Origin of the sequence: Rhizobium sp. L9 (assembly GCF_002531885.1) — a bacterium.
Taxonomy (GTDB): domain Bacteria; phylum Pseudomonadota; class Alphaproteobacteria; order Rhizobiales; family Rhizobiaceae; genus Rhizobium.
Window position 1 is genome coordinate 163609 of the sequence record NZ_NWSZ01000002.1, and the last position, 20124, is coordinate 183732.

Annotated in this window: 18 protein-coding genes and 1 pseudogene; 9 read left to right on the plus strand and 10 right to left on the minus strand. The window is 60.0% G+C overall.

Annotation, left to right across the window (positions count from 1 at the left end; genetic code table 11):
* Nucleotides 1-142: 142 nt before the first annotated feature.
* Genes CO660_RS01310 through CO660_RS01320 form a run of 3 tightly spaced genes read left to right on the plus strand, consistent with a single transcriptional unit; the run spans nt 143 to nt 3330 of the window.
* Nucleotides 143-1552 carry a circularly permuted type 2 ATP-grasp protein gene (locus CO660_RS01310; RefSeq protein ID WP_041678724.1) on the plus strand — a complete coding sequence of 470 codons (1410 nt, stop codon included), beginning with the start codon at nt 143-145 and terminating at the stop codon, nt 1550-1552.
* Nucleotides 1552-2493, plus strand: a complete 942-nt coding sequence (locus CO660_RS01315; RefSeq protein WP_085779010.1) for an alpha-E domain-containing protein — start codon at nt 1552-1554, stop codon at nt 2491-2493. Before CO660_RS01310 ends, CO660_RS01315 begins: the two co-directional genes overlap by 1 nt.
* A gap of 12 nt (nt 2494-2505) precedes the next feature.
* Nucleotides 2506-3330 carry a transglutaminase family protein gene (locus tag CO660_RS01320; RefSeq protein WP_085779011.1) on the plus strand — a complete coding sequence of 275 codons (825 nt, stop codon included), beginning with the start codon at nt 2506-2508 and terminating at the stop codon, nt 3328-3330.
* Nucleotides 3331-3804: 474 nt separating this feature from the next.
* On the opposite strand, the gene araD is transcribed toward CO660_RS01320, so the two are convergent.
* From araD to chvE, 6 genes are all read right to left on the minus strand, one after another.
* On the minus strand, nt 3805-5544 hold the full coding sequence (gene araD, locus CO660_RS01330; protein ID WP_097597033.1) for an L-arabinonate dehydratase: 1740 nt from the start codon (nt 5542-5544) through the stop codon (nt 3805-3807).
* Between the two features lie 59 nt (nt 5545-5603).
* Nucleotides 5604-7037 carry an aldehyde dehydrogenase family protein gene (locus tag CO660_RS01335; protein ID WP_097597034.1) on the minus strand — a complete coding sequence of 478 codons (1434 nt, stop codon included), beginning with the start codon at nt 7035-7037 and terminating at the stop codon, nt 5604-5606.
* 66 nt (nt 7038-7103) lie between these two features.
* Nucleotides 7104-8099, minus strand: coding sequence for an AraD1 family protein (araD1, locus tag CO660_RS01340; protein ID WP_097597133.1), 996 nt, complete (start codon nt 8097-8099; stop codon nt 7104-7106).
* Between the two features lie 116 nt (nt 8100-8215).
* Complete coding sequence (mmsB, locus tag CO660_RS01345) at nt 8216-9427, minus strand: multiple monosaccharide ABC transporter permease (protein WP_085779016.1); 1212 nt, start codon at nt 9425-9427, stop codon at nt 8216-8218.
* Nucleotides 9424-10962, minus strand: a complete 1539-nt coding sequence (mmsA, locus tag CO660_RS01350; RefSeq protein WP_097597035.1) for a multiple monosaccharide ABC transporter ATP-binding protein — start codon at nt 10960-10962, stop codon at nt 9424-9426. Before mmsA ends, mmsB begins: the two co-directional genes overlap by 4 nt.
* A 96-nt stretch (nt 10963-11058) precedes the next feature.
* Complete coding sequence (gene chvE / locus CO660_RS01355; protein WP_085779018.1) at nt 11059-12123, minus strand: multiple monosaccharide ABC transporter substrate-binding protein; 1065 nt, start codon at nt 12121-12123, stop codon at nt 11059-11061.
* 271 nt (nt 12124-12394) lie between these two features.
* Between chvE and CO660_RS01360 the strand changes: the two genes are divergently transcribed.
* From CO660_RS01360 to CO660_RS01370, 3 genes and pseudogenes are all read left to right on the plus strand, one after another.
* Nucleotides 12395-13402: a LysR family transcriptional regulator gene (locus CO660_RS01360; protein ID WP_085779019.1), complete on the plus strand. Its 1008-nt coding sequence runs from the start codon at nt 12395-12397 to the stop codon at nt 13400-13402.
* 107 nt (nt 13403-13509) lie between these two features.
* The gene (locus CO660_RS01365) at nt 13510-13971 is read left to right on the plus strand and encodes a hypothetical protein (RefSeq protein ID WP_097597036.1); all 462 of its coding nucleotides are present in this window, start codon (nt 13510-13512) and stop codon (nt 13969-13971) included.
* A 123-nt stretch (nt 13972-14094) separates the two neighbouring features.
* Nucleotides 14095-14409: pseudogene (locus CO660_RS01370) on the plus strand (calcium/proton exchanger); the annotation flags it as partial.
* 196 nt (nt 14410-14605) lie between these two features.
* On the opposite strand, the gene CO660_RS01375 reads toward CO660_RS01370, so the two are convergent.
* The 4 genes from CO660_RS01375 to CO660_RS01390 form a co-directional block, all read right to left on the minus strand.
* The gene (locus CO660_RS01375) at nt 14606-14950 is read right to left on the minus strand and encodes a hypothetical protein (RefSeq protein ID WP_085779022.1); all 345 of its coding nucleotides are present in this window, start codon (nt 14948-14950) and stop codon (nt 14606-14608) included.
* A 108-nt stretch (nt 14951-15058) separates the two neighbouring features.
* Nucleotides 15059-15703 (minus strand): helix-turn-helix domain-containing protein, encoded by a 645-nt coding sequence (locus CO660_RS01380; protein ID WP_097597037.1) that lies wholly within the window; start codon nt 15701-15703, stop codon nt 15059-15061.
* 121 nt (nt 15704-15824) lie between these two features.
* On the minus strand, nt 15825-16493 hold the full coding sequence (fixJ, locus tag CO660_RS01385) for a response regulator FixJ (protein WP_097597038.1): 669 nt from the start codon (nt 16491-16493) through the stop codon (nt 15825-15827).
* On the minus strand, nt 16459-17706 hold the full coding sequence (locus CO660_RS01390) for an ATP-binding protein (protein ID WP_097597039.1): 1248 nt from the start codon (nt 17704-17706) through the stop codon (nt 16459-16461). The genes fixJ and CO660_RS01390 overlap by 35 nt, the downstream gene beginning before the upstream one ends.
* Nucleotides 17707-17972: 266 nt before the next feature.
* On the opposite strand from CO660_RS01390, the gene CO660_RS01395 reads away from it, so the two are divergent.
* The 3 genes from CO660_RS01395 (at nt 17973) to arcA (ending at nt 20090) form a co-directional block, all read left to right on the plus strand.
* Complete coding sequence (locus tag CO660_RS01395; protein WP_097597040.1) at nt 17973-18323, plus strand: hypothetical protein; 351 nt, start codon at nt 17973-17975, stop codon at nt 18321-18323.
* Between the two features lie 171 nt (nt 18324-18494).
* The gene (locus CO660_RS01400; protein ID WP_097597041.1) at nt 18495-18704 is read left to right on the plus strand and encodes a hypothetical protein; all 210 of its coding nucleotides are present in this window, start codon (nt 18495-18497) and stop codon (nt 18702-18704) included.
* Nucleotides 18705-18860: 156 nt separating this feature from the next.
* The gene (gene arcA, locus CO660_RS01405) at nt 18861-20090 is read left to right on the plus strand and encodes an arginine deiminase (RefSeq protein WP_097597042.1); all 1230 of its coding nucleotides are present in this window, start codon (nt 18861-18863) and stop codon (nt 20088-20090) included.
* Nucleotides 20091-20124 lie beyond the last annotated feature (34 nt).

Genomic DNA, 20124 nt, shown 5'->3' on the forward strand with positions numbered 1-20124 from the left:
CCTCTCCGCCGCGACACCTCACTCCGAATGCCCGGATTTTCACCCCTTTCCCGCACCGCAAAAACTTTTCCTCGAACTGCGCATGGTTCTTGCATTGCAATTTACGTTGTATTCAAATGAACAAAAAAGGGGAGCCGCACCTTTGGCATTTGATGAAATGATTACCGGGGACGAAAGCCCCCGCCCGCCTTATGAAAAATATTTCGAGTGGTACAACAGCCAAGACCGGTCGCATCTGATTGCCAAGTCCCGCGACGCGGAAAACATCTTCCGGAAGACCGGTATCACCTTCGCCGTTTACGGCCATGCCGACAGTTCCGAAAAGCTCATCCCCTTCGATATTATCCCCCGCATCATCTCCGCCCGCGAATGGCGCAAGCTGGCCCAGGGCATCGAGCAGCGGGTGATCGCGCTCAACGCCTTCCTGGACGATATCTACCATAAGCAGGAGATCATCCGCGCCGGCCGCATCCCGCGTGAACTGATCGAAAACAACGTCGCCTTCCTGTCCGAGATGATCGGCTTCCGGCCGCCTGGCGGCGTCTACACCCATATCGTCGGCACCGACATCGTACGAACAGGCGAAGACCAGTTTTACGTGCTGGAGGACAATGCCCGCACGCCTTCCGGTGTCAGCTACATGCTGGAAAACCGGGAAACCATGATGCAGATGTTTCCGGAGCTCTTCCACGAGAACAAGGTGCAGCGCGTCGAGGACTATCCTTACCTGCTGCGCCAGAGCCTCGCCTCGCTGGCGCCTCCTGGCTGCACTGGCAAGCCGCGTGTTGCGGTGCTGACGCCCGGCATCTACAACTCGGCCTATTACGAGCACTCCTTCCTCGCCGACATGATGGGCGTCGAGCTCGTCGAGGGCTCGGATCTGCGCGTCATAGACGGCAAGGTAAAGATGAGAACGACGCGCGGGTACGAGGCGATCGACGTGCTCTACCGCCGTGTCGACGACGATTTCCTCGATCCGCTTACATTCCGGGCCGACTCCGCCCTCGGCATTCCTGGCATCATGGATGTCTACCGCTCCGGCAATATCACTATCGCCAATGCGCCGGGCACCGGCATATCGGACGACAAGGCCATCTATTCCTACATGCCGGAGATCGTCGAATTCTATACCGGCCGCAAGGCGCTTCTGGAAAACGTCCCGACCTGGCGCTGCTCGGAAGCATCAAGCCTGAAATACGTGCTGGAGCACTTGGAGGAGCTCGTCGTCAAGGAAGTGCACGGCTCCGGCGGCTACGGTATGCTTGTGGGACCGACGGCATCGAAGAAGGAACGCGCAGATTTCGCCGAAAAGCTGAAGGCCAAACCGAACAATTACATCGCCCAGCCGACCCTGTCGCTCTCCACCGTGCCGATCCTCGTCAACAAAGGGATCGCGCCGCGCCATGTCGACCTTCGTCCCTATGTACTCGTTTCCGACAAGGTCCAGATCATTCCGGGCGGTCTCACCCGCGTGGCGTTGAAGCAGGGCTCGCTGGTGGTCAACTCCAGTCAGGGCGGCGGCACCAAAGATACCTGGGTACTGGAGGACTGATGCTCGGAAGAACTGCAAACGGCCTCTACTGGATGTTCCGTTACATCGAGCGCGCCGAAAATATCGCCCGCCTGATCGACGCCGGGCTGCGCATGTCGTTGACCCGCAGCAGCGCCGGCGATGACAACTGGGATGGCGTTCTGCAAAGTGCCGGCGTGCGCGAGGCCTATGACGAGGGCCACGCCAAGCTGACCAATGCCGATGCGATCGATTATCTCCTGCGCGATCGCTCAAACCCGTCAAGCGTCATGTCCTGCATCGACTCCGGCCGCAACAATGCCCGCATGGTGCGCACCGCGCTGACGCGGGAGACCTGGGAAGCAACCAACGAATGCTGGATCGATCTGAAATCTTTGCTCGAAAAGCGCGTGAAAGCCGCCGACATGCCGGAGGTGATCGACGTCATCAAGCGCCGCGCTGGCCTCATCCGCGGCGCCTTCCACGGCTCGACGCTACGCAACGAACTCTATAACTTTGCCCGCATCGGCACTTTCATCGAGCGGGCGGACAATACGAGCCGCATCCTCGACGTCAAATATTACGTGCTGCTGCCCTCGGTTTCGGCCGTCGGCTCATCACTCGACAACGTGCAGTGGGAATCGATCCTGCGCTCGGTCTCCGCGCACCGCGCCTATAGCTGGGCCTATGACGGCGAGTACCGGGCAATGAACATCGCCGACTTCCTCACCCTGAATGTGCAGATGCCCCGCTCGCTGGCCTATTGCTACGAGAAGATCGTCAGCAATCTCGGTTATCTCGCCCAGGATTACGAGGAACGGCTTCCCGCCCACGATACGGCGGACGCGATCCGCACCACCCTGCAAACGCGGGCGATCCGCGACATCATGGATCAAGGCCTGCATGAGTTCCTCGAGGATTTCGTCGCGCGCAACAACCAGCTCGGCATGGAAATTTCCGACGGCTACCGGTTCTACGTTTAAGCGGATCAGAATATGAGACTGAAGATCAGCCACCTCACCGAATACCGCTACGACGATCCGGCGAAATTCTCCCTGCAACGGCTGAGACTGACACCGCCGACAAACAATGGCCAGACTGTGCTCGGCTGGTCGCTGAAGGTCGAGGGTGCGACTCCCGAAGTCGAATATGACGACCAGTTCGGCAACCACGTCAACCTGGTCTCGCTGGAAGGCGAGCAGCAGGTGACGCGCATTCTCGCCGAAGGCGAGGTCGAAACCATGGATCAGAACGGCGTCACCGGGCCGCATACCGGTTTCTGTCCACTCTGGCTCTTCCTGCGCGAAACGCCGCTCACCAGGAGCGGCAAGCTGGTGAAGGAACTGATCAGAACCGTCAACGGCGATAACGAGCTCGCCCGCATGCATGCGCTGATGGCAGCCATTCACGAGACCGTCATCTACAGGCCAGGAACCAGCGACGCTGCGACGACGGCCGAACAGGCGCTGGAGAAGAAGAGCGGTGTCTGTCAGGATCACGCGCATATCTTCGTTGCCGCCGCCCGCGCCCTGCAGGTGCCGGCGCGGTATGTCTCCGGCTATCTGATGATGGAAGAAAAGGTCGAACAGGCGGCGACCCATGCCTGGGCCGAAGCCCATATTCCCGGCCTCGGCTGGGTCGGCTTCGATCCGGCCAACGAGATCTGCCCGGATGAACGATACGTCCGCATCGCCTCTGGCCTATGCTATCGCGACGCCGCCCCGATCTCAGGCATGCGCATCGGCACGCCGGGCGAAACGCTGTCGGTCACCGTGAAGGTCGAGGACGGCGGACAGATGCAGAGCCAGAGCCAAAGCTGAGCGGCATCTCACAGCCCATAGCCCGCCATTCCGGAAACTTGGCTAGAAGCGGCGATCAGCAACGGTACGCGATGAAACCGGGCCGTTGCGTCAATGATGCGGTCGGCCGGGTAGGTATGAAACTCGCCAGGTTAGCCGGCCGCTGTCTATCGCGATGGAAGGCTCGATGGGCGCGAGCTGAAGCCAGGCAACGACAGCGCTCTGTCGATCCATCGCCTGACATCGTCGCCAGCATATCCTTATCGAACAAGTGCGACTGGGAAGGCGGCTCTCACCCGCCTTCAGCTCTTCACTCGACGTCATCCTCGGCCTTGTGCTGCCTTGTGCCGAGGATCTGCTGCCCTATCGAACGGAGGCAGATGCTCGGGATAGGCCCGAGCATGACGAAAGAGGCGTTCGCGACTTGTCAGCAACAAAAAGGCGGGGCTCTCACCCCGCCTTTTCAAAGATTCCAATCTCTGAATGCGTTTTCGCTCAGTGGCTGTCCTTGCCGACAGCATTTCCGCGACATCCCTTGAGGAAGTCGAGATCGGCGCCGGTATCGGCTCCTTCGACATGCTGCTGGTGCAGGAAGGCATAGCCGGATTTGGGCAGATCATGATTCGGCTGCCATTCGGCGAGACGGCGCGCCAGTTCCTCGTCTGAGATGTCGAGATGCAGACGACGGTTCGGAACGTCGAGCTCGATCATGTCGCCGTTCTTCACGACTGCGAGCGGCCCACCGACTGCCGCTTCCGGCGAGGTGTGCAGCACGACGGTTCCATAGGCCGTTCCGGACATGCGGGCGTCCGATATACGCACCATGTCGAGAATACCCTTCTTCAGCACCTTCGGCGGCAGCCCCATATTGCCGACCTCGGCCATACCGGGATAACCCTTGGGCCCGCAATTCTTCATTACCATGACGCAATTCTCGTCGATGTCGAGATTGTCGTCGTTGATCTTGGCCTTGTAGTCGTCGATGTCCTCAAACACGACCGCCCTGCCCCGGTGCACCAGAAGATGCGGCGAAGCCGCCGAGGGCTTCAGCACTGCGCCCTTGGGCGCGAGATTGCCGCGCAGCACGACGATGCCGCCGGACGACGTCAGCGCCTTCTCGGCGGGCAGGATGACCTCCTCGTTCCAGTTGACGACATCCTTGACTTCGTCCCAGACGGTTTCGCCGGAGACCGTCAGCGCGTCCTTGTGCAGAAGGCCGGCTTCGCCGAGGCGCTTCAGCACGACAGGCAGGCCGCCCGCATAGAAGAACTCTTCCATCAGGTACTTGCCCGACGGCATCAGGTTGACGATCGTCGGCACGTCGCGGCCACAGCGGTCCCAGTCGTCGAGCGTCAGATCGATGCCGACGCGGCCGGCAATGGCGAGCAGATGGATGACGGCATTGGTCGATCCACCGATCGCCGCATTGGTGCGGATAGCGTTCTCGAAGGCCTGCTTCGTCATGATCTCTGAGGGCTTCAGATCGTCCTTGACCATCTGCACGATACGGCGGCCGGTCAACTGCGCCATGACCTTGCGGCGGGAATCGACGCCCGGGATCGCGGCATTGCCTGACAGCGCCATGCCGAGCGCCTCGGCCATCGACGCCATCGTCGAGGCCGTGCCCATCGTATTGCAAGTGCCCGACGAACGGCTCATCGACGCTTCCGCTTCGAGGAATTCGGCCTGCGTCATCTCGCCGGCCTTCACCATCTCGGAGAACTTCCAGAGATGCGTGCCGGAGCCGACGCGTTCACCGCGGAAATAGCCGTTGAGCATCGGACCGCCGGTGACGACGATCGACGGCAGGTCGCAGGAGGCAGCACCCATCAGCAGCGACGGCGTGGTCTTGTCGCAGCCGACGAGCAGCACGCAGCCATCCATCGGCTGACCGCGGATTGCCTCTTCTACCGCCAGCGCCGCAAGGTTGCGGTACATCATCGCGGTCGGGCGGAAGGTGTTTTCCGATGCCGAGAACACCGGCACCTCGAGCGGGAAGCCGCCGGCCTCCCACACACCCGCCTTCACCTTCTCGGCGAGCTCTCTCAGATGGCCGTTGCAGGGGGTCATATCCGACCAGGTGTTGAGGATGCCGATAACCGGCCGTCCGTCGAACAGGTCGTGCGGATAACCCTGGTTCTTAAGCCAGCCGCGATGATAAATCACGTCGCGGCTCGTGCCGCCGTACCATTCCTGCGACCTCAGCCTGCGCGGCCATTCCGCTTTCTTCTTCATAATCTCTGTCCTTCAGGTGACTGCCGGGCCGCCTCGTACGGCCCGGATCATCGGATATCTCAAGCCAGCGTGTAAGCGGTCTTGACCGTTGTGTAGAACTCGGCGGCGTACTTGCCCTGCTCACGCGGGCCATAGGACGAGCCCTTACGGCCGCCGAACGGAACGTGGAAATCGACGCCTGCCGTCGGCAGGTTGACCATGACCATGCCGGCTTCGGAATTGCGCTTGAAATGCGTCGCATGTTTCAGGCTGGTCGTGGCGATGCCGGCCGAAAGGCCGAACGGCGTGTCATTGGCGATGGCAAGCGCCTCGTCGTAATCCCTAGCCCGGATCACCGAGACCACGGGTCCGAAGATCTCCTCGCGCGAAATGCGCATCTGGTTTGTGGCTTCGGTAAACAGCGTCGGCTGAAGGTAGAAGCCGGGTGTTTCGCGCGAGATGACCTCGCCGCCAAAGGCGAGCTTGGCGCCTTCCTTCTTGCCGATCTCGATATAGTCGGTATCGGTCTTCAACTGCCGCTCGTCGACGACGGGACCGATATGGGTGCCGGCCTTCAGTGCATTGTCGACGACGAGCGTCTTCAGCTTGTCGGTGAGCGCCGCGACGAACTTGTCGTGGATGCCTTCGGTGACGATCAGGCGCGAGGACGCCGTGCAGCGCTGGCCGGTCGAGAAGAAGCCTGAATTGGCGGCTGCCTCGACGGCGACGTTAAGGTCGGCATCGTCGAGCACGACCATCGGGTTCTTGCCGCCCATCTCGAGCTGGAACTTGCGGTTATGCTCGATGGAGGCGGCAGCCACGCGACGGCCGGTGCCGGTGGAACCGGTAAAGGTAATGCCGTGCACGTCGGGACTTTCGAGCATGGCCTGGCCGACGACCGAGCCCTTGCCCATGACGAGGTTCAGGACGCCCTTCGGCAGCCCTGCCCTGTTGAGGATATCGACGATCGCCCAGGAGCAGGCCGGCACCAGTTCGGCCGGCTTGAAGACGATGGTGTTGCCGTAGCAGAGCGCCGGCGCGATCTTCCAGGCGGGAATGGCGATCGGGAAGTTCCACGGCGTAATGATGCCGATAACGCCGAGCGCCTCCCGGGTGATCTCCACACCGATGTTCGGGCGAACCGACGGGATGACCTCGCCGGCCAGCCGCAGGGCTTCACCAGCGAAGAATTCGAAGATCTGCGATGCGCGGATGACTTCGCCAGTCGCCTCAGGCAAGGTCTTGCCCTCTTCGCGGGCAAGCAGCGCGCCGAGCTCGTCCTTGCGCGCCATGATCTCGTCGCCGGTCTTCTTCAGGATGACGTGGCGTTCCCAGATGCCCGAGCGCGACCAGGCCGGAAAGGCGGCCTTGGCGGCGGCGATGGCGTTTCTCGTATCTTCCGCGCTGCCGTCGGCATAGAGGCCGACGACCTCGTTCGTATCCGACGGATTGATGTTCTTCGTCGCGTTCGTGCCGACCCATTCGCCGGCGATCAGGTTTTGATAAATGGTCATGGGCTGAACAAGCCTCCTTTACCGTTTACATCACGATCCGGCCACCAGGCGGCCGGATCTCAAAAATCAGAGCTGCTTGACGGCGATTTCTTCTTCGGCCGCGATCTTCAGCGGATTCCTGAGCGGCAGGCCGAATTCGGCGACTTCGATCTCGAAGACGTCGCCCTCTTCCGTCTTGATGCCGTCGGCAAAGGACAGGGTCGCCGTGCCGAACATATGGACATGGACATCGCCGGGAACACGGAAGAGGCCATATTTGAAATGGTGATATTCGAGGTTCGCGAAGGTGTGCGACATGTTCGCCTCGCCCGACAGGAAGGGCTTTTCGAAGATCACCTTGTCGCCGCGCTTGATGCGTGAAGTGCCGCGGATATCGTCGGGTGCGGCGCCGATGCGGATTTCCGGACCATAGGCGGCCGGGCGCAGTTTCGAATGGGCCAGATAGAGATAGTTCATCCGTTCGGTGACGTGGTCCGAAAACTCGTTCGACAGGGCGAAGCCGATGCGGAACGGCGAGCCGTCCTTGGCGATGACGTAAATGCCGGCCATTTCAGGCTCTTCGCCGCCATCGAGCGCGAAGGAGGGCGAGATGAGCGGAGCGCCGGGGGCAGCCGTGCCATAGCCGTTGCCCTTGTAGAACCATTCGGGCTGCACGCCTTTTTCACCGGATTTCGGCTTGCCGTTCTCCAGGCCCATCTTGAACATCTTCATCGAGTCGGTCAGCGTTTCCTCGGCCGCCTCGCTGGTCTTCTTGTGCATCGAATCGCGGGTAGCGGCGGAGCCGAGATGGGTCAGGCCAGTGCCGGTCAGATGCAGGTGGGCGGCGTCGGGATGGGTGATCGGCGGCAGGAAGCGGCCTTCCGCATAGGCCTTTTCGAGATCGACGGCATCGCCGTAACCATGAGCCTCGATAACCGTTGCAAGCGACTTGCCGCCGTCGGCGGCTTCCATCGCCAGCGCATAGACACTGCCGGCATTCTTGACCGACCTTGCCGCGCCGCCCTGCTCGCGCACGGCGACGACGATCTCTCCGTTGGCACCCTTGATCTGGGAAATAAGCACGACTTCAATCCTTCTCGTTTCGGCGAGTCTCAGAAAAAGCTCCGCCTGTCCGGCTCCCACGGGAGCCGGAATCCATCATTCATATGACTGCGAATGCCTGGACTGCGCTTAGGCGCTCAGCCCTTGTTCTTGTTGTAGACGTCGAAGAACACGGCGGCGAGAAGCACCGCACCCTTGACCATCTGCTGCGAGTCGGTGCCGAGACCGTGGATCGACATGCCGTTGTTCATGATACCCATGATAAGCGCGCCGATCACCGCACCCGTCACCTTGCCGACGCCGCCCTGGGCCGATGCGCCGCCGATGAAGCAGGCGGCGATGACGTCGAGCTCGAGACCGAAACCGCCCTTGGCCGTCGCCGAGTTGAGGCGCAGCGCAACGATGAGGCCGGCAAGACCGGCAAGCAGGCCCATATTGGCGAAGGTCAGGAAGGTCAGCCGCTCGGTATTGATACCGGAAAGCTTCGTCGCCTTCTCGTTGCCGCCCATGGCGTAGATGCGGCGGCCGATCGTCGTACGGCGGGTAATGAAGGCATAGGCGGCGACGAGAACGAGCATGACGACCAGCACGTTCGGGAAGCCGCGATAGATCGACAGTTGGTAGCCGAGCCCCAGGATAGCGAGCGAGACAATAATGTTCTGGGCGAGGAAGAAGCCCATCGGCTCGACGTCATTGCCGTGCTTCTCGTTCGACAGGCGCTTGCGCCAGGCCAAGTAGAACAGGGTGACGGCGCCGACGACGGTCAGGATGATCGAGGTCGAGTTGATGCCGCCCATATCGAAGAGGTTGGGCAGGAAGCCGATGCTGATCAGCTGGAACTCCGGCGGGAACGGACCGATGCTGGTGCCGGTGCCCGATGCCGTCATCACGAACAGCGTCAGACCGCGGAAAACCAGCATGCCGGCGAGTGTGACGATGAAGGACGGGATCTTGTGATAGGCAACGAAATAGCCCTGCAGACCGCCGACCAGCGCGCCGAGCGCCAGGCAGACGACGCCTGCCAGCACATAATTCATGTGCCACTGCACCGTCATCACGCCGGCGATGGCGCCGATGAAGCCGACGACGGAGCCGACCGACAGATCGATATGGCCGGCGACGATGACGAGCAGCATGCCGAGCGCCATGATGACGATAAACGAGTTCTGCAGGATGATGTTGGTCAGGTTGAGCGGCCTGAAGAGAACGCCGCCGGTCGAGAACTGGAAGAACACCATGATCGCGATGAGTGCGATGAACATGCCGTATTCGCGGATGTTGCCGCGAATGTAGTCTCCGATCGAGACGACACGCCCCTGCTCAGCGATGGGTTGATTGATCGGCGTCATTGTTTCTTCTCCCCTGAGCGCATGATAGCGCGCATGATGGTTTCCTGGCTTGCTTCTCCCTTCGGCAGTTCAGCGACGATGCGTCCTTCGTTCATCACGTAGATGCGGTCACAAGTGCCAAGCAGTTCGGGCATTTCCGACGAGATCATCAGAACGCCTTTCCCATCGGCGGCAAGCTGGTTGATGATAGTATAGATTTCGTATTTCGCGCCGACATCGATGCCGCGCGTCGGCTCGTCCAGGATCAGGACATCGGGGCCGGAGAACAGCCACTTCGACAGCACCACCTTCTGCTGGTTGCCGCCGGAAAGATTGACCGTCTCCTGGAATATGCTGGAGGAGCGTATGCGCAGCTTCGACCGATAGTCGGCCGCAACGCGCGATTCCTTGACGCTGTCGATGACCGAGGCATTGGACACAGCCTTCAGATTGACGAGGGTCGTATTGTGCAGGATCGTGTCGTTGAGCACCAGGCCGAGTTGCTTGCGGTCTTCGGTGACATAGGCGAGACCGGCGTCGATCGCCTTGCGCACGGTGCTGACATCGACCGGCTTGCCGTGCATCAACGCTTCGCCCGAGATCTTGTGGCCATAGGACTTGCCGAACAGGCTCATGGCGAATTCGGTGCGCCCTGCCCCCATCAGCCCGGCGATACCGACGACCTCGCCCTTGCGGAGGGTGATGTTGATATTGTGCAGGACCTGACGGTCGCGGTGCTGCTGGTGATAGGCGTTCCAGTTCTTCACTTCGAGAATGGTTTCGCCGATCGGCACCGAACGCGGGGGATAGCGGTCTTCGAGATCGCGGCCGACCATGTTGCGGATGATAATGTCTTCGCTGATCTCGTCGGCGTGACAGTCGAGCGTCTTAACGGTCATACCGTCGCGCAGGACGGTGATCTGGTCGGCAACCTTGCGGATTTCGTTCAGCTTGTGGGAAATGATGATCGAGGTGATGCCCTGCTTGCGGAATTCCATCAGCAGCATGAGCAGCGCATCGGAATCGCTTTCGTTGAGCGAGGCCGTCGGCTCGTCGAGGATGAGCAGCTTGACGCTCTTCGACAGCGCCTTGGCGATTTCGACGAGCTGCTGCTTGCCGACACCGATGTCGGTCACCAGCGTGTTCGGAGATTCGGACAGGCCGACCTTCTTGAGCAACTGCTTGGTGCGGTTGAAGGTCTCATCCCAGCTGATGACGCCATTCTTGGCGTTCTCGTTGCCGAGGAAGATGTTTTCGCCGATCGACAGCAACGGCACGAGCGCCAGTTCCTGGTGGATGATGACGATGCCGATTTCTTCGGAGTCCCTCAGCGCCTTGAAGTGGCGCGTCTCGCCTTCATAGACGATATCGCCGTCATAACTTCCGGTGGGATAAACACCCGATAGCACTTTCATCAGCGTCGATTTGCCGGCCCCGTTTTCGCCTACCAATGCGTGAATTTCACCCTTGCGAACCTTGAGGTTCACGTTCTCCAGCGCCTTGACGCCCGGGAACGTCTTGGTGATGCTCCGCATTTCGAGGATGGTATTGTCCATAGTCAAATTTCCAGCGTCCCCAGCCCGTCAATGGGTGGGTAATCATAAAATCGAAGGCCGGAACCCGCAAGCGCAGGCTCCGGCCTCCAGCTTAACTTACTTCAGCTTGTCTTCGGTGTAGTAACCGCTGTCGATCAGGACCTGCTTGTAGTTGGTCTTGTCGACGGCAACCGGCTTCAGCAGATAGGACGGTACGACCTTGACGCCGTTGTCGTAGGTCTTGGTGTCGTTGACCTCGGGCTCCTTGCCGGACATGACGGCATCGACCATGGAAACCGTGACCTTGGCGAGTTCGCGGGTGTCCTTGAAGATCGTCGAGTACTGTTCGCCAGCGATGATCGACTTGACCGACGGGATTTCAGCGTCCTGGCCGGTGACGATCGGCAGCGGCTGGCTGGCAGTGCCGTAACCAACGCCCTTCAGCGAGGAGATGATGCCAATCGAGAGGCCGTCATAGGGAGACAGGACGGCGTCGACCTTGGCGTCGGTGTAGTTGGCCGAGAGCAGGTTGTCCATGCGGGCCTGGGCCGTTGCCGGATCCCAACGCAGCGTGCCGACCTTGTCCATGCCGGTCTGGCCGGACTTCACGACGAGCTTGCCCGAGTCGATGTAGGGCTGCAGGACGGACATGGCGCCATCATAGAAGAAGAAGGCGTTGTTATCATCCGGCGAACCGCCGAAGAGTTCGATGTTGAACGGGCCCTTGCCGTCCTTGAGGCCGAGACCGTCAACGATGGAGTTGGCCTGAAGAACGCCGACCTGGAAGTTGTCGAAGGTGGCGTAGTAGTCGACGTTTGCCGAATCGCGGATCAGGCGGTCATAAGCAATGACCTTGATGCCGGCATCATGGGCCTTCTGGAGAACGTCGGACAGCGTCGTGCCGTCGATCGAAGCGATGACGAGAACCTTGACGCCCTTGGTCACCATGTTTTCGATCTGCGACAGCTGGTTCGGAATGTCATCGTCGCCATACTGCAGGTCGGTGCCGTAACCGGCAGCCTGCAGCTGCTTGACAATGTTGTTGCCGTCGTCGATCCAGCGAGCCGAAGCCTTGGTCGGCATTGCAATGCCGACGGTGCCCTTGTCCGCGGCCATCGCCGGTGCAACGAATGAAGCGACGCCGAAGGCAGCCGCAGCCATCAATGAGATAATGGATTTCATTTCTCTCTCCCTTGTTAATAGAGCAGCGGACGAAAAATCGCCCGCCCCGAAACTGTGGCAGGTTCCGTATTGGATAGTTACTTCAGATGGTGAGAAACGAAGTAGGTCTCCTCCACGATCTCACACGTGTTGAGTGCCAACCAGCACACGGCGGCAAACTGGTATGGATTCCTATAACTGTCAAATAGAATAAGTGGTAATGTGCATAACAATTTTGGTATATCGTTAAAAAGTATTACTTTTGATGGAGCGCAGTGGGGAGGCTGCAACCATGACGATCGTTTCAGAGCCCGTTTTGATGGATCATGTCGACATCCACAGTGACAATTTTGGCGACGACAGCTTTCTCCGTTCGGGACTTAAGCTGAATCACCTGCGCATCATCGTCGCAATCGAAGATAGTGGACAGATTTCCGCAGCCGCAGAAGTTCTCAACATCTCACAGCCCGCCGCATCGCGCATGCTGTCGGAAATGGAGGCGATTACCAAGACATCGCTCTACGAGCGCGTCGCCCGCGGCGTGGTGCTGACGACCTTCGGTGCGGCGCTTGCCAGGCGCGCCCGCAAGATCCTTCTGGAGTTGCGAGAGGCGAGCCGCGAGATCGGCGAATTGAAGAGCGGCAAGGGCGGCTCGGTCTTCATCGGTGCGGTGACGGCGCCGGCCATGAGCCTCGTCGTGCCGGCGATCGACAGGGTGCGCAAGGCCTATCCTGGAATAGAGATCAACATCCAGGTGGAGACGAGCAACGTGCTCGCCCGCGAGTTGCTTGCCGCCCGTCACGACTTCATCATCGGCCGCATTCCCGACGACCTCAACCCGCGCCTGTTCGAGGTGAAAGAGATCGGCATCGAACGGGCCTGCCTGATCGTGCGCAACCGCCATCCGCTCTTGAAAAGGAAGAAGACGAGCAGCCTTATCGATGTCCGGGATTACGACTGGGTGTTCCAGCCGCCGGGCACGCTGCTCCGCCGCACGATCGAGGACATCTTCCTGTCACACGACGTGGCACTGCCGGAGAACATCGTCAACACCTCGTCGCTGTTGCTCACCTGCGCCATCGTCTGCGAAACCGATGCGATCGCCCCCGTGGCTGTCGACGTCGCCCATTTCCTCGCAAGCCAAGGCGCAAGGGCGTCCGACGTGCGCATGCTGCCGATCGATTTCGACATCAACGTCAAGCCCTACAGCCTGATCACCGCGAGAGAACGGGCCCTGCCGCCGAGCGCCAAGCTGCTCTATAACATCATCATCGAGGAGAGCCGCAAGCAGGGCGGTTAGATCCCGGCGCCGGGCCGCGGTTCTCGGACGACAGATGCTCCACCGATTTAAACCCGGCAAGCCCTGCGCCATCTTGCCAGGATCTAATGTCTTCGAGAGGAAGGCGCATGCTGTTCGGACAATCGGTATTTCAATCAGTGCTCGAGCGGCTGAGGGCGGAGGAAGAACCGGCCGAAGAGACGCAAGCGCCGGCTGCCCACCGCGTATCCGGGCTCGCCACCGGCCTCGCATTCGATGTCATGCAAGGCATCTCGGTCGCCTCGCAGCGGATTGGCGAAGCCTATTTCGATAATCTGGCAAGCGGGCCTGCGGCCGAGGAGGCTCCCCCGCCGCAGCCGGAGCCCGTCATGCCGAACCATCTCGCCCGCATTGCCCCCGAAGAGATCGCCATCGAACTGGCGATCGCTGCCGCCGATACCCAACAGACGCTGAACGAGAAGCGGCGCGCCTTTGCCAAGGCCAATCATCCTGATGGTGTCGCGGCGCCTTTCCGCGACAATGCCAACAGGCGCATGATGGTCGCCAATCTGCTGATCGACGAGGCGCTGCGCCGCCTGCCGCGTAGCTGAAAACTTTCTCCCATGCAGGCAAATTTTCCGGGCTTTGAGGAGCCGTCGATTTGCGACAGCTATATGGGCTGCTTTTCAGTTGCGTCAATGGATTCGACCTCGGCTATGGAAGTGATTAACAAGCTCAGCTTAGGCCTGGCGATCCTGCTTATCGTCGGATACGCGCTGGGGCTGCCGTTCACTCTCAAGACGCATCGGGAGTCTTTTGCTGCCGCCGAGCATGCCGCGACCGACGAAACCCCTTGGCCGATTGGGTTGGCGCTGACCACGCTGGCCGGTGTCACGATACTGGTCGCGCTGGTCAGCGAGATCTTCGTCGAGTCGGTGCAGGAGGCTGCCAAGGTTTATGGAATGACACCTGCCTTCGCCGGTTTCGTCGTCGTCGCACTGGTGGGCGGCGCAGCCGAAATGGCTTCGGCATTTTCCGGTGCACGAAGGCTTAAATTTTGCGAAAGGCTTAGCAGACCAGATGCTGACGAAGCTGATGAAAGCGGAAAATCTTGTCGTGCTCGGACCCGATCGGCCGGGTGCCCCCAACCGATCGTTCCACAGTTCAATCTGCAGGGACGCGTGGTTATCGAGGGATCGGCCTTTCCTGGAGTCTGACGAAGCCCATCAAGGATGTCTCCATAGCCTAGCGTTTCAGATCATATGTTTGATGGGATGCGCGAAGCTCAGCCAAGGTTTTGCCGACGCAGGTGCCTCCACCTTCGCCGCCGATCGCCTTGGCCTTGCCGTCAAGCGTGATCGTGCCGGCGATGCGTTCGGACGCCTGATAGGTTGCAACGCCATCCTGCGAGATGCGTGACAAGTAGAAGGTGTGGTAGGTTTCATTGTACTTGCACTGGATGACCAAAGGAAATTGCTCAAACAGATCGTCCTGCGCCTGTACGGCGAGTAGAAAGGTCACCAGCCACAGCAGACCCGCAACGCATGTAGTGACCGCGGCATTCGATCTCCGGCCGAATAAGTATCTCATTGTTCAACCCCTCTTTGAACGATCGAGCTTCAATCCATCGCGGCTTTTGCTTCCGTGCTTCTGCATTACCTTATTCCCGAAGCGCCCCCGACGTCCGGGCGAAATGCGTCAGGTGGTGAGCGCGATGAGCGCATCACGATCCAGAAGGCGAACGACACGCTGCAGCTTGCCTTTCAGGCAAAGGACGCCTTTTTCGCGGAGTTTCGTGAAGCAGCGGGCAACCGTCTCGACTGTCAGCCCGAGATAGTCGGCGACATCGCTGCGCGACATCATCATATCGAATTCCGGATCTTCCGGATGACGATCCGCCATTTCGCAAACGAAGGCCGCGACCCGCTTCAGCGCGCTTTGCTCGGTGATGACGAGCTGCTTGTGTTGCGCCTTTGCCAGGTTCGTCAACGCGATGTGAAGAAGGTCGACAGGGACGACCGCGTTCTGGTTGGTTCGAAAAGGTCTGATGGAGGTCTCGCAGACGGCTTCCGCGAAGTCGGTGCGAACTTTCCCGCTTTCAAGGCCGAACCATTCGCCCTCGCCGCAGAATGACAGGATATATCGCTGTCCGCTGGACGTCAGGCGGTAAATCCGCACCGCGCCGGTTTCGACCTGATAGATTGCGAGTGCATATTCGCCTTCGCTGTAGATTGTCTCGTTGGCCTTCAGCCTGATCGACTGATCCTTGGTTGTTGCGACAGAAGTTCCAGGGTGACGGCCAGGAACTGCCGGTTGCCTCATGGCCGCGTGGTGTTGAAGCATATGCATCGCCCCCCAATCGTCTGGCAACATAACCAATCGCCGTTTGCCCCGATATTCGAGACACCCCTTAAGTATCGCTACTGAAGCCAGACCCCGAGAGTTGTGTGAGGCGGTGACGGGCCTAACGGGCATGCGTCCAAGCTCCATGATCGGACAGGGCCTTGGCGGTTTCGACCGGCTGTGCTGCCGTGTCCAGTGTGATGGCCATCCGCATGAGTTCCGCCAGATTACGTGCGCCCATTTTGGCCATCACGTTGGCGCGGTGGACTTCGACCGTACGTGCGCTGATACCAAGATGATAGGCGATCATCTTGTTCTGCAGGCCATCAAGCACACCGGTCAGAACCTGGTGTTCGCGCTCCGTGAGCTGGCGAAGACGCGCTGCAACGCTCTCGGAATCAGCGATGGCTCCGCCCGGGCGCCTCTGTCCCACCGCCGCGTTGATCGCCGCTATAAGCGCCTCGTCTCCGACGGGTTTTTCAAGGAATTCGGATGCGCCCGCCTTCATCGCCCGGACGGCGGCGGCGATGTCGCCCTGACCGGTAATGACAATGACCGGAACGTTTAGCCTGAAACGGCGCAGACGCTGGAGCAGTTCGATGCCATCGACATCGGGCATGCGCAGGTCCGTCACGAGGCAGCTTCGTCCCGAAAGCGGCAATAGTTCCAGAAAGGCTTGGGCAGAGCTATGCGTGCGAACCGCGAAACCTGCCGAGACCAACAGAAACGTCAAAGATCGCCTGAGCGACTCCTCGTCATCGACGAGATGGATCGTGAGGTCGTTTGCCATTGGTTGTTGTCTCCACCAGCGGAAGGGAAAACGAAAGGATTGAACCGCCATCCATTCGATTGCGCGCGCTTATGCGACCGCCATGCGCCTCGATGATGCGCTTGGACAATGCCAGGCCCATGCCGAGGCCACGCGGTTTGCTAGTCACGAAGGGACGAAACAGCGCCTCTTCGATGTCGATCGCAATTCCGCAGCCATTGTCGGTTACGTCGACAATGAGGCGGGATAAATCGTCGGTTCTGGTTCGGATGGCAATATGCGGCTGCGCAATAGCGTCGGTAGCCTCCACGGCATTGCGAACAAGGTTGGTCAGCACCTGCGCGATCTGGACGCGGTTGGCAAGCACAGCGTCCCGCTCCGCTTCGAGCTGAAACTCGGCGCAAAGGCCTTTTCGCTGCGATCCGGCAAGCGCGAATGCCGTCGCCTCATGAATAAGCGCGTGCATCGCCTCGATCTTTCTCTCGTCGGCGCCACGCTTGGCGAATTCCCTGATGTTCTGCACGATCTTTCCCGCCCACAGGGCGTGCTGCGTAATCTCGGACAGGGCTTCACGGAGGTCTTCGCCATGGCCGCGATGATCCTTGGTCAGAAGCCGCCCGCAACCTTGCGCGTATGCGGCGATCGACGCCAGCGGCTGGGCAAGTTCATGAGCCAGGGTCGATGTCATTTCCCCGAGCGCAACTATTCTGGCGATGCGGGCAAGCTCCCGCTGAAGCTCCTGGACACGCTGCAAAGTCTCGCGTTCGGTGCGGAAGTCCTCGAAGATCACCGCAGAGAAGTGTCCTTTGCTGTCCTGCTCCCTGATGATCGTCAGGGCCGTCGGAAATTGAGCGCCGCTCCTGGTGATCGCCACGCCGGACCGCACCACGCCCCGGTCCGCCCAGCGTCCCTTCAACGAAACATCCGGTGTCGGATACCAGACGAAGTCGATGTCCTGACCGAGCAATTCGTCTTCCTCATAACCGAACAACGCCACGGCAGCCCTGTTGCAGGCCGAAATCCGGTGGTGGTCGGTAATGAAGAACACAGCGTCCGGGAGGTGTTCATAGAATTGCCGGATCCAGTCCACCGACGGTCCGCTGTCGTCCTCACGCAAATTTCCCCGCCGGTCGCGGCCTGTCATCCGAGCTTCCATGAATGAGGTTCGTCCCGCGACGTCCGGGTCAACGCGATCGCATTCGTCGACATGCGGCGCCTCCATCTTGATAGACATGATGGTTCCCTCCGCCCTTTGAGGACCAGTCGGCCCTTGATGGGCTTAGCCTCTCACAATGACTTGAGACATTAACACCTTTGGGAAATGGGACGGTGTAGTATCGCGTAGCCTCTATGGGTGTCCCGTGCCGATTGCTGGTCGAAAACCCTAGTCTTCCTTGTGTTTTGCCTCCGCTCCCTCCATTGATCCGGCTCAATGCCGCGGGTCTATTCTTCCGCTACTCTGGCAGCAAATGGGCTCACGGCCACTTGAGGAGCAGGAAGATGAAGAAGATTGCCCTTGCTATTGCCATTTCGACCGCCGCGCTGGTTGCGGCGCCTGTCGACGCCCAGCAGACCCGCAAGGAATACCGGCGCATGAACTGGGCCGAGAACCTGCCGGGGCACATCAAAACCTATCATGACAAGCGGTTTTCAATCGTCAGCTTTCGAACGGCGGTTGAAGTGGGCGCCATGCCTTCGCCTGGCAGCGAAGAACATGTGAAGGAAATCCGGGCGGCTATCCGTTCCAACCCTTGGCTCGTCCAGCAATTGAAGGCCAAGAAGCTGACGCCCAATCAAATAGAATGGGTGACGCGCGCCCGTAACGGTAACCTGACCTTCTATATTGAGTGAGTGTTGCCGAAGCCACAGGGCCTCATCGTCTAACGGAAGGGCGGAACAATGATGTCGTTGCGCCGCCGCCTGCAAAGCGCCGGCTGGGGAACCAATGCTGGACGTGCGACCGGCCTGCCTAAGAACAGCCCCGTATCCGGTCGACGCTCGTGCACCATCGGGGAGGGTTCGGTGAAGTGGCGGTTGGTCGTCGAAGCTCCATTCGAAGAGGATATCGAACTCGCAGTCATCGACGGCGATGGTATCCACGCCCTGGTTTTTCCATGCCAGCGCCTGGCGCGCGGATGGGCCAATGCCTTGACGGGCGAGATCCTGGACGTTCATCCCACCCATTGGCGCGCATGGCAGATACGGCCAGACGATGGGTCCGATCTTCACTGAGCGACGGCATATTCCGGGTGCTGAGGGCCGGAGTCACGAATGCTGCACCGCACCTTGTCTGCAATCAATGACATGAGTGGACCGGCCAAAATAATCTGACGCTGTTCAAAGAGCCGGCGGCGCGGCCGCTATCCCCGTTGCTGGAAGGAGGACCACATGCGTGGTTTCGGTGTTCATTCTGAGGTCGGAAAACTGAGAACCGTCATGGTCTGCCGACCATCTTTGGCTCATCAGCGCCTGACGCCTGCAAACTGCCATGATCTGCTTTTTGACGATGTCCTCTGGGTCCATGAGGCCCAGAAGGACCATTATGATTTCGTCCTGAAGATGCAGGAAAGAGGAGTGGAGGTCCTCGAACTCCACGATCTGCTCGGTCAGGCCCTCGCCAACAAGCAGGCGCGCGATTTCATCCTGGACCGGCGCATCACCCCGAATGTGCTTGGCTCGCAGGTTGCCGAAGCAATGCGTCCGTGGCTCGATGAAATGCCGGCTACGCAACTTGCCGCTTTCATGATCGGTGGCATCGCGATCTCCGACCTACCTGACGTCAAGGCCAAGGCGTTGATGCTCAGCGCCCTGCCGGAAAGCGATTTCGTCATCCCGCCCATTCCCAACACACTATTCCAGCGCGATCCCTCCTGCTGGATCTATAACGGCGTGACCTGCAACCCGATGTTCTGGCCGGCGCGACGCGCCGAGACACTGATTCAGCGTGCCATCTACAAGTTTCATCCGATCTTCCAGGGCGGCGATTTCCAGATCTGGTGGGGTGACGCCGATCATCAATTCGCCAATGCCTCGATGGAAGGCGGCGACGTCATGCCGATCGGGAACGGCACGGTGTTGATCGGCATGGGCGAGCGCACCACCTATCAGGCGGTCGGCCAGGTGGCTCAGGCCCTTTTCAGAAGCAAGGCGGCGAAGCGAGTGATCGGCTGCCTGATGCCGAAGAGCCGCGCGGCAATGCATCTCGACACGGTTTTCAGCTTCTGCGACCGCGACGTCGTCACACTGTTTGCCGAGGTCGTCGATCAGATCCGTTGCTACAGCATGCATCCCAAGGACGACGACGGCACATTCGAGATCCATCCCGAAAATACGCCGATGCTCGATGTCGTCGCCGAAGCGCTCGACCTGCCGAAGCTACGAACCGTCGAGACCGGCGGCAATTCCTATCAGGCCGAACGCGAACAATGGGACGACGGCAACAATGTCGTTGCACTCGAACCCGGCGTTGTCGTCGCCTACGACCGAAACACCTACACGAATACGCTGCTGCGCAAGGCGGGTGTCGAGGTCATCACCATTCGCGGCTCCGAACTCGGACGTGGCCGTGGTGGCGGGCACTGCATGACGTGCCCAATCTGGCGCGACCCCGCTTACTGACCTTCCATCCACGAACCAGACGACGGAGCAAGAC

Coding starts and splice junctions, on each gene's coding strand:
- CO660_RS01315 (WP_085779010.1), top strand. CDS start 1,552: ATGCTCGGAAGAACTGCAAACGGCCTCTACTGGATGTTCCGTTACATC.
- CO660_RS01320 (WP_085779011.1), top strand. CDS start 2,506: ATGAGACTGAAGATCAGCCACCTCACCGAATACCGCTACGACGATCCG.
- araD (WP_097597033.1), bottom strand. CDS start 5,544: ATGAAGAAGAAAGCGGAATGGCCGCGCAGGCTGAGGTCGCAGGAATGG.
- CO660_RS01335 (WP_097597034.1), bottom strand. CDS start 7,037: ATGACCATTTATCAAAACCTGATCGCCGGCGAATGGGTCGGCACGAAC.
- mmsB (WP_085779016.1), bottom strand. CDS start 9,427: ATGACGCCGATCAATCAACCCATCGCTGAGCAGGGGCGTGTCGTCTCG.
- mmsA (WP_097597035.1), bottom strand. CDS start 10,962: ATGGACAATACCATCCTCGAAATGCGGAGCATCACCAAGACGTTCCCG.
- chvE (WP_085779018.1), bottom strand. CDS start 12,123: ATGAAATCCATTATCTCATTGATGGCTGCGGCTGCCTTCGGCGTCGCT.
- CO660_RS01360 (WP_085779019.1), top strand. CDS start 12,395: ATGACGATCGTTTCAGAGCCCGTTTTGATGGATCATGTCGACATCCAC.
- CO660_RS01365 (WP_097597036.1), top strand. CDS start 13,510: ATGCTGTTCGGACAATCGGTATTTCAATCAGTGCTCGAGCGGCTGAGG.
- CO660_RS01375 (WP_085779022.1), bottom strand. CDS start 14,950: ATGAGATACTTATTCGGCCGGAGATCGAATGCCGCGGTCACTACATGC.
- CO660_RS01380 (WP_097597037.1), bottom strand. CDS start 15,703: ATGCTTCAACACCACGCGGCCATGAGGCAACCGGCAGTTCCTGGCCGT.
- fixJ (WP_097597038.1), bottom strand. CDS start 16,493: ATGGCAAACGACCTCACGATCCATCTCGTCGATGACGAGGAGTCGCTC.
- CO660_RS01390 (WP_097597039.1), bottom strand. CDS start 17,706: ATGTCTATCAAGATGGAGGCGCCGCATGTCGACGAATGCGATCGCGTT.
- CO660_RS01395 (WP_097597040.1), top strand. CDS start 17,973: ATGAAGAAGATTGCCCTTGCTATTGCCATTTCGACCGCCGCGCTGGTT.
- arcA (WP_097597042.1), top strand. CDS start 18,861: ATGCGTGGTTTCGGTGTTCATTCTGAGGTCGGAAAACTGAGAACCGTC.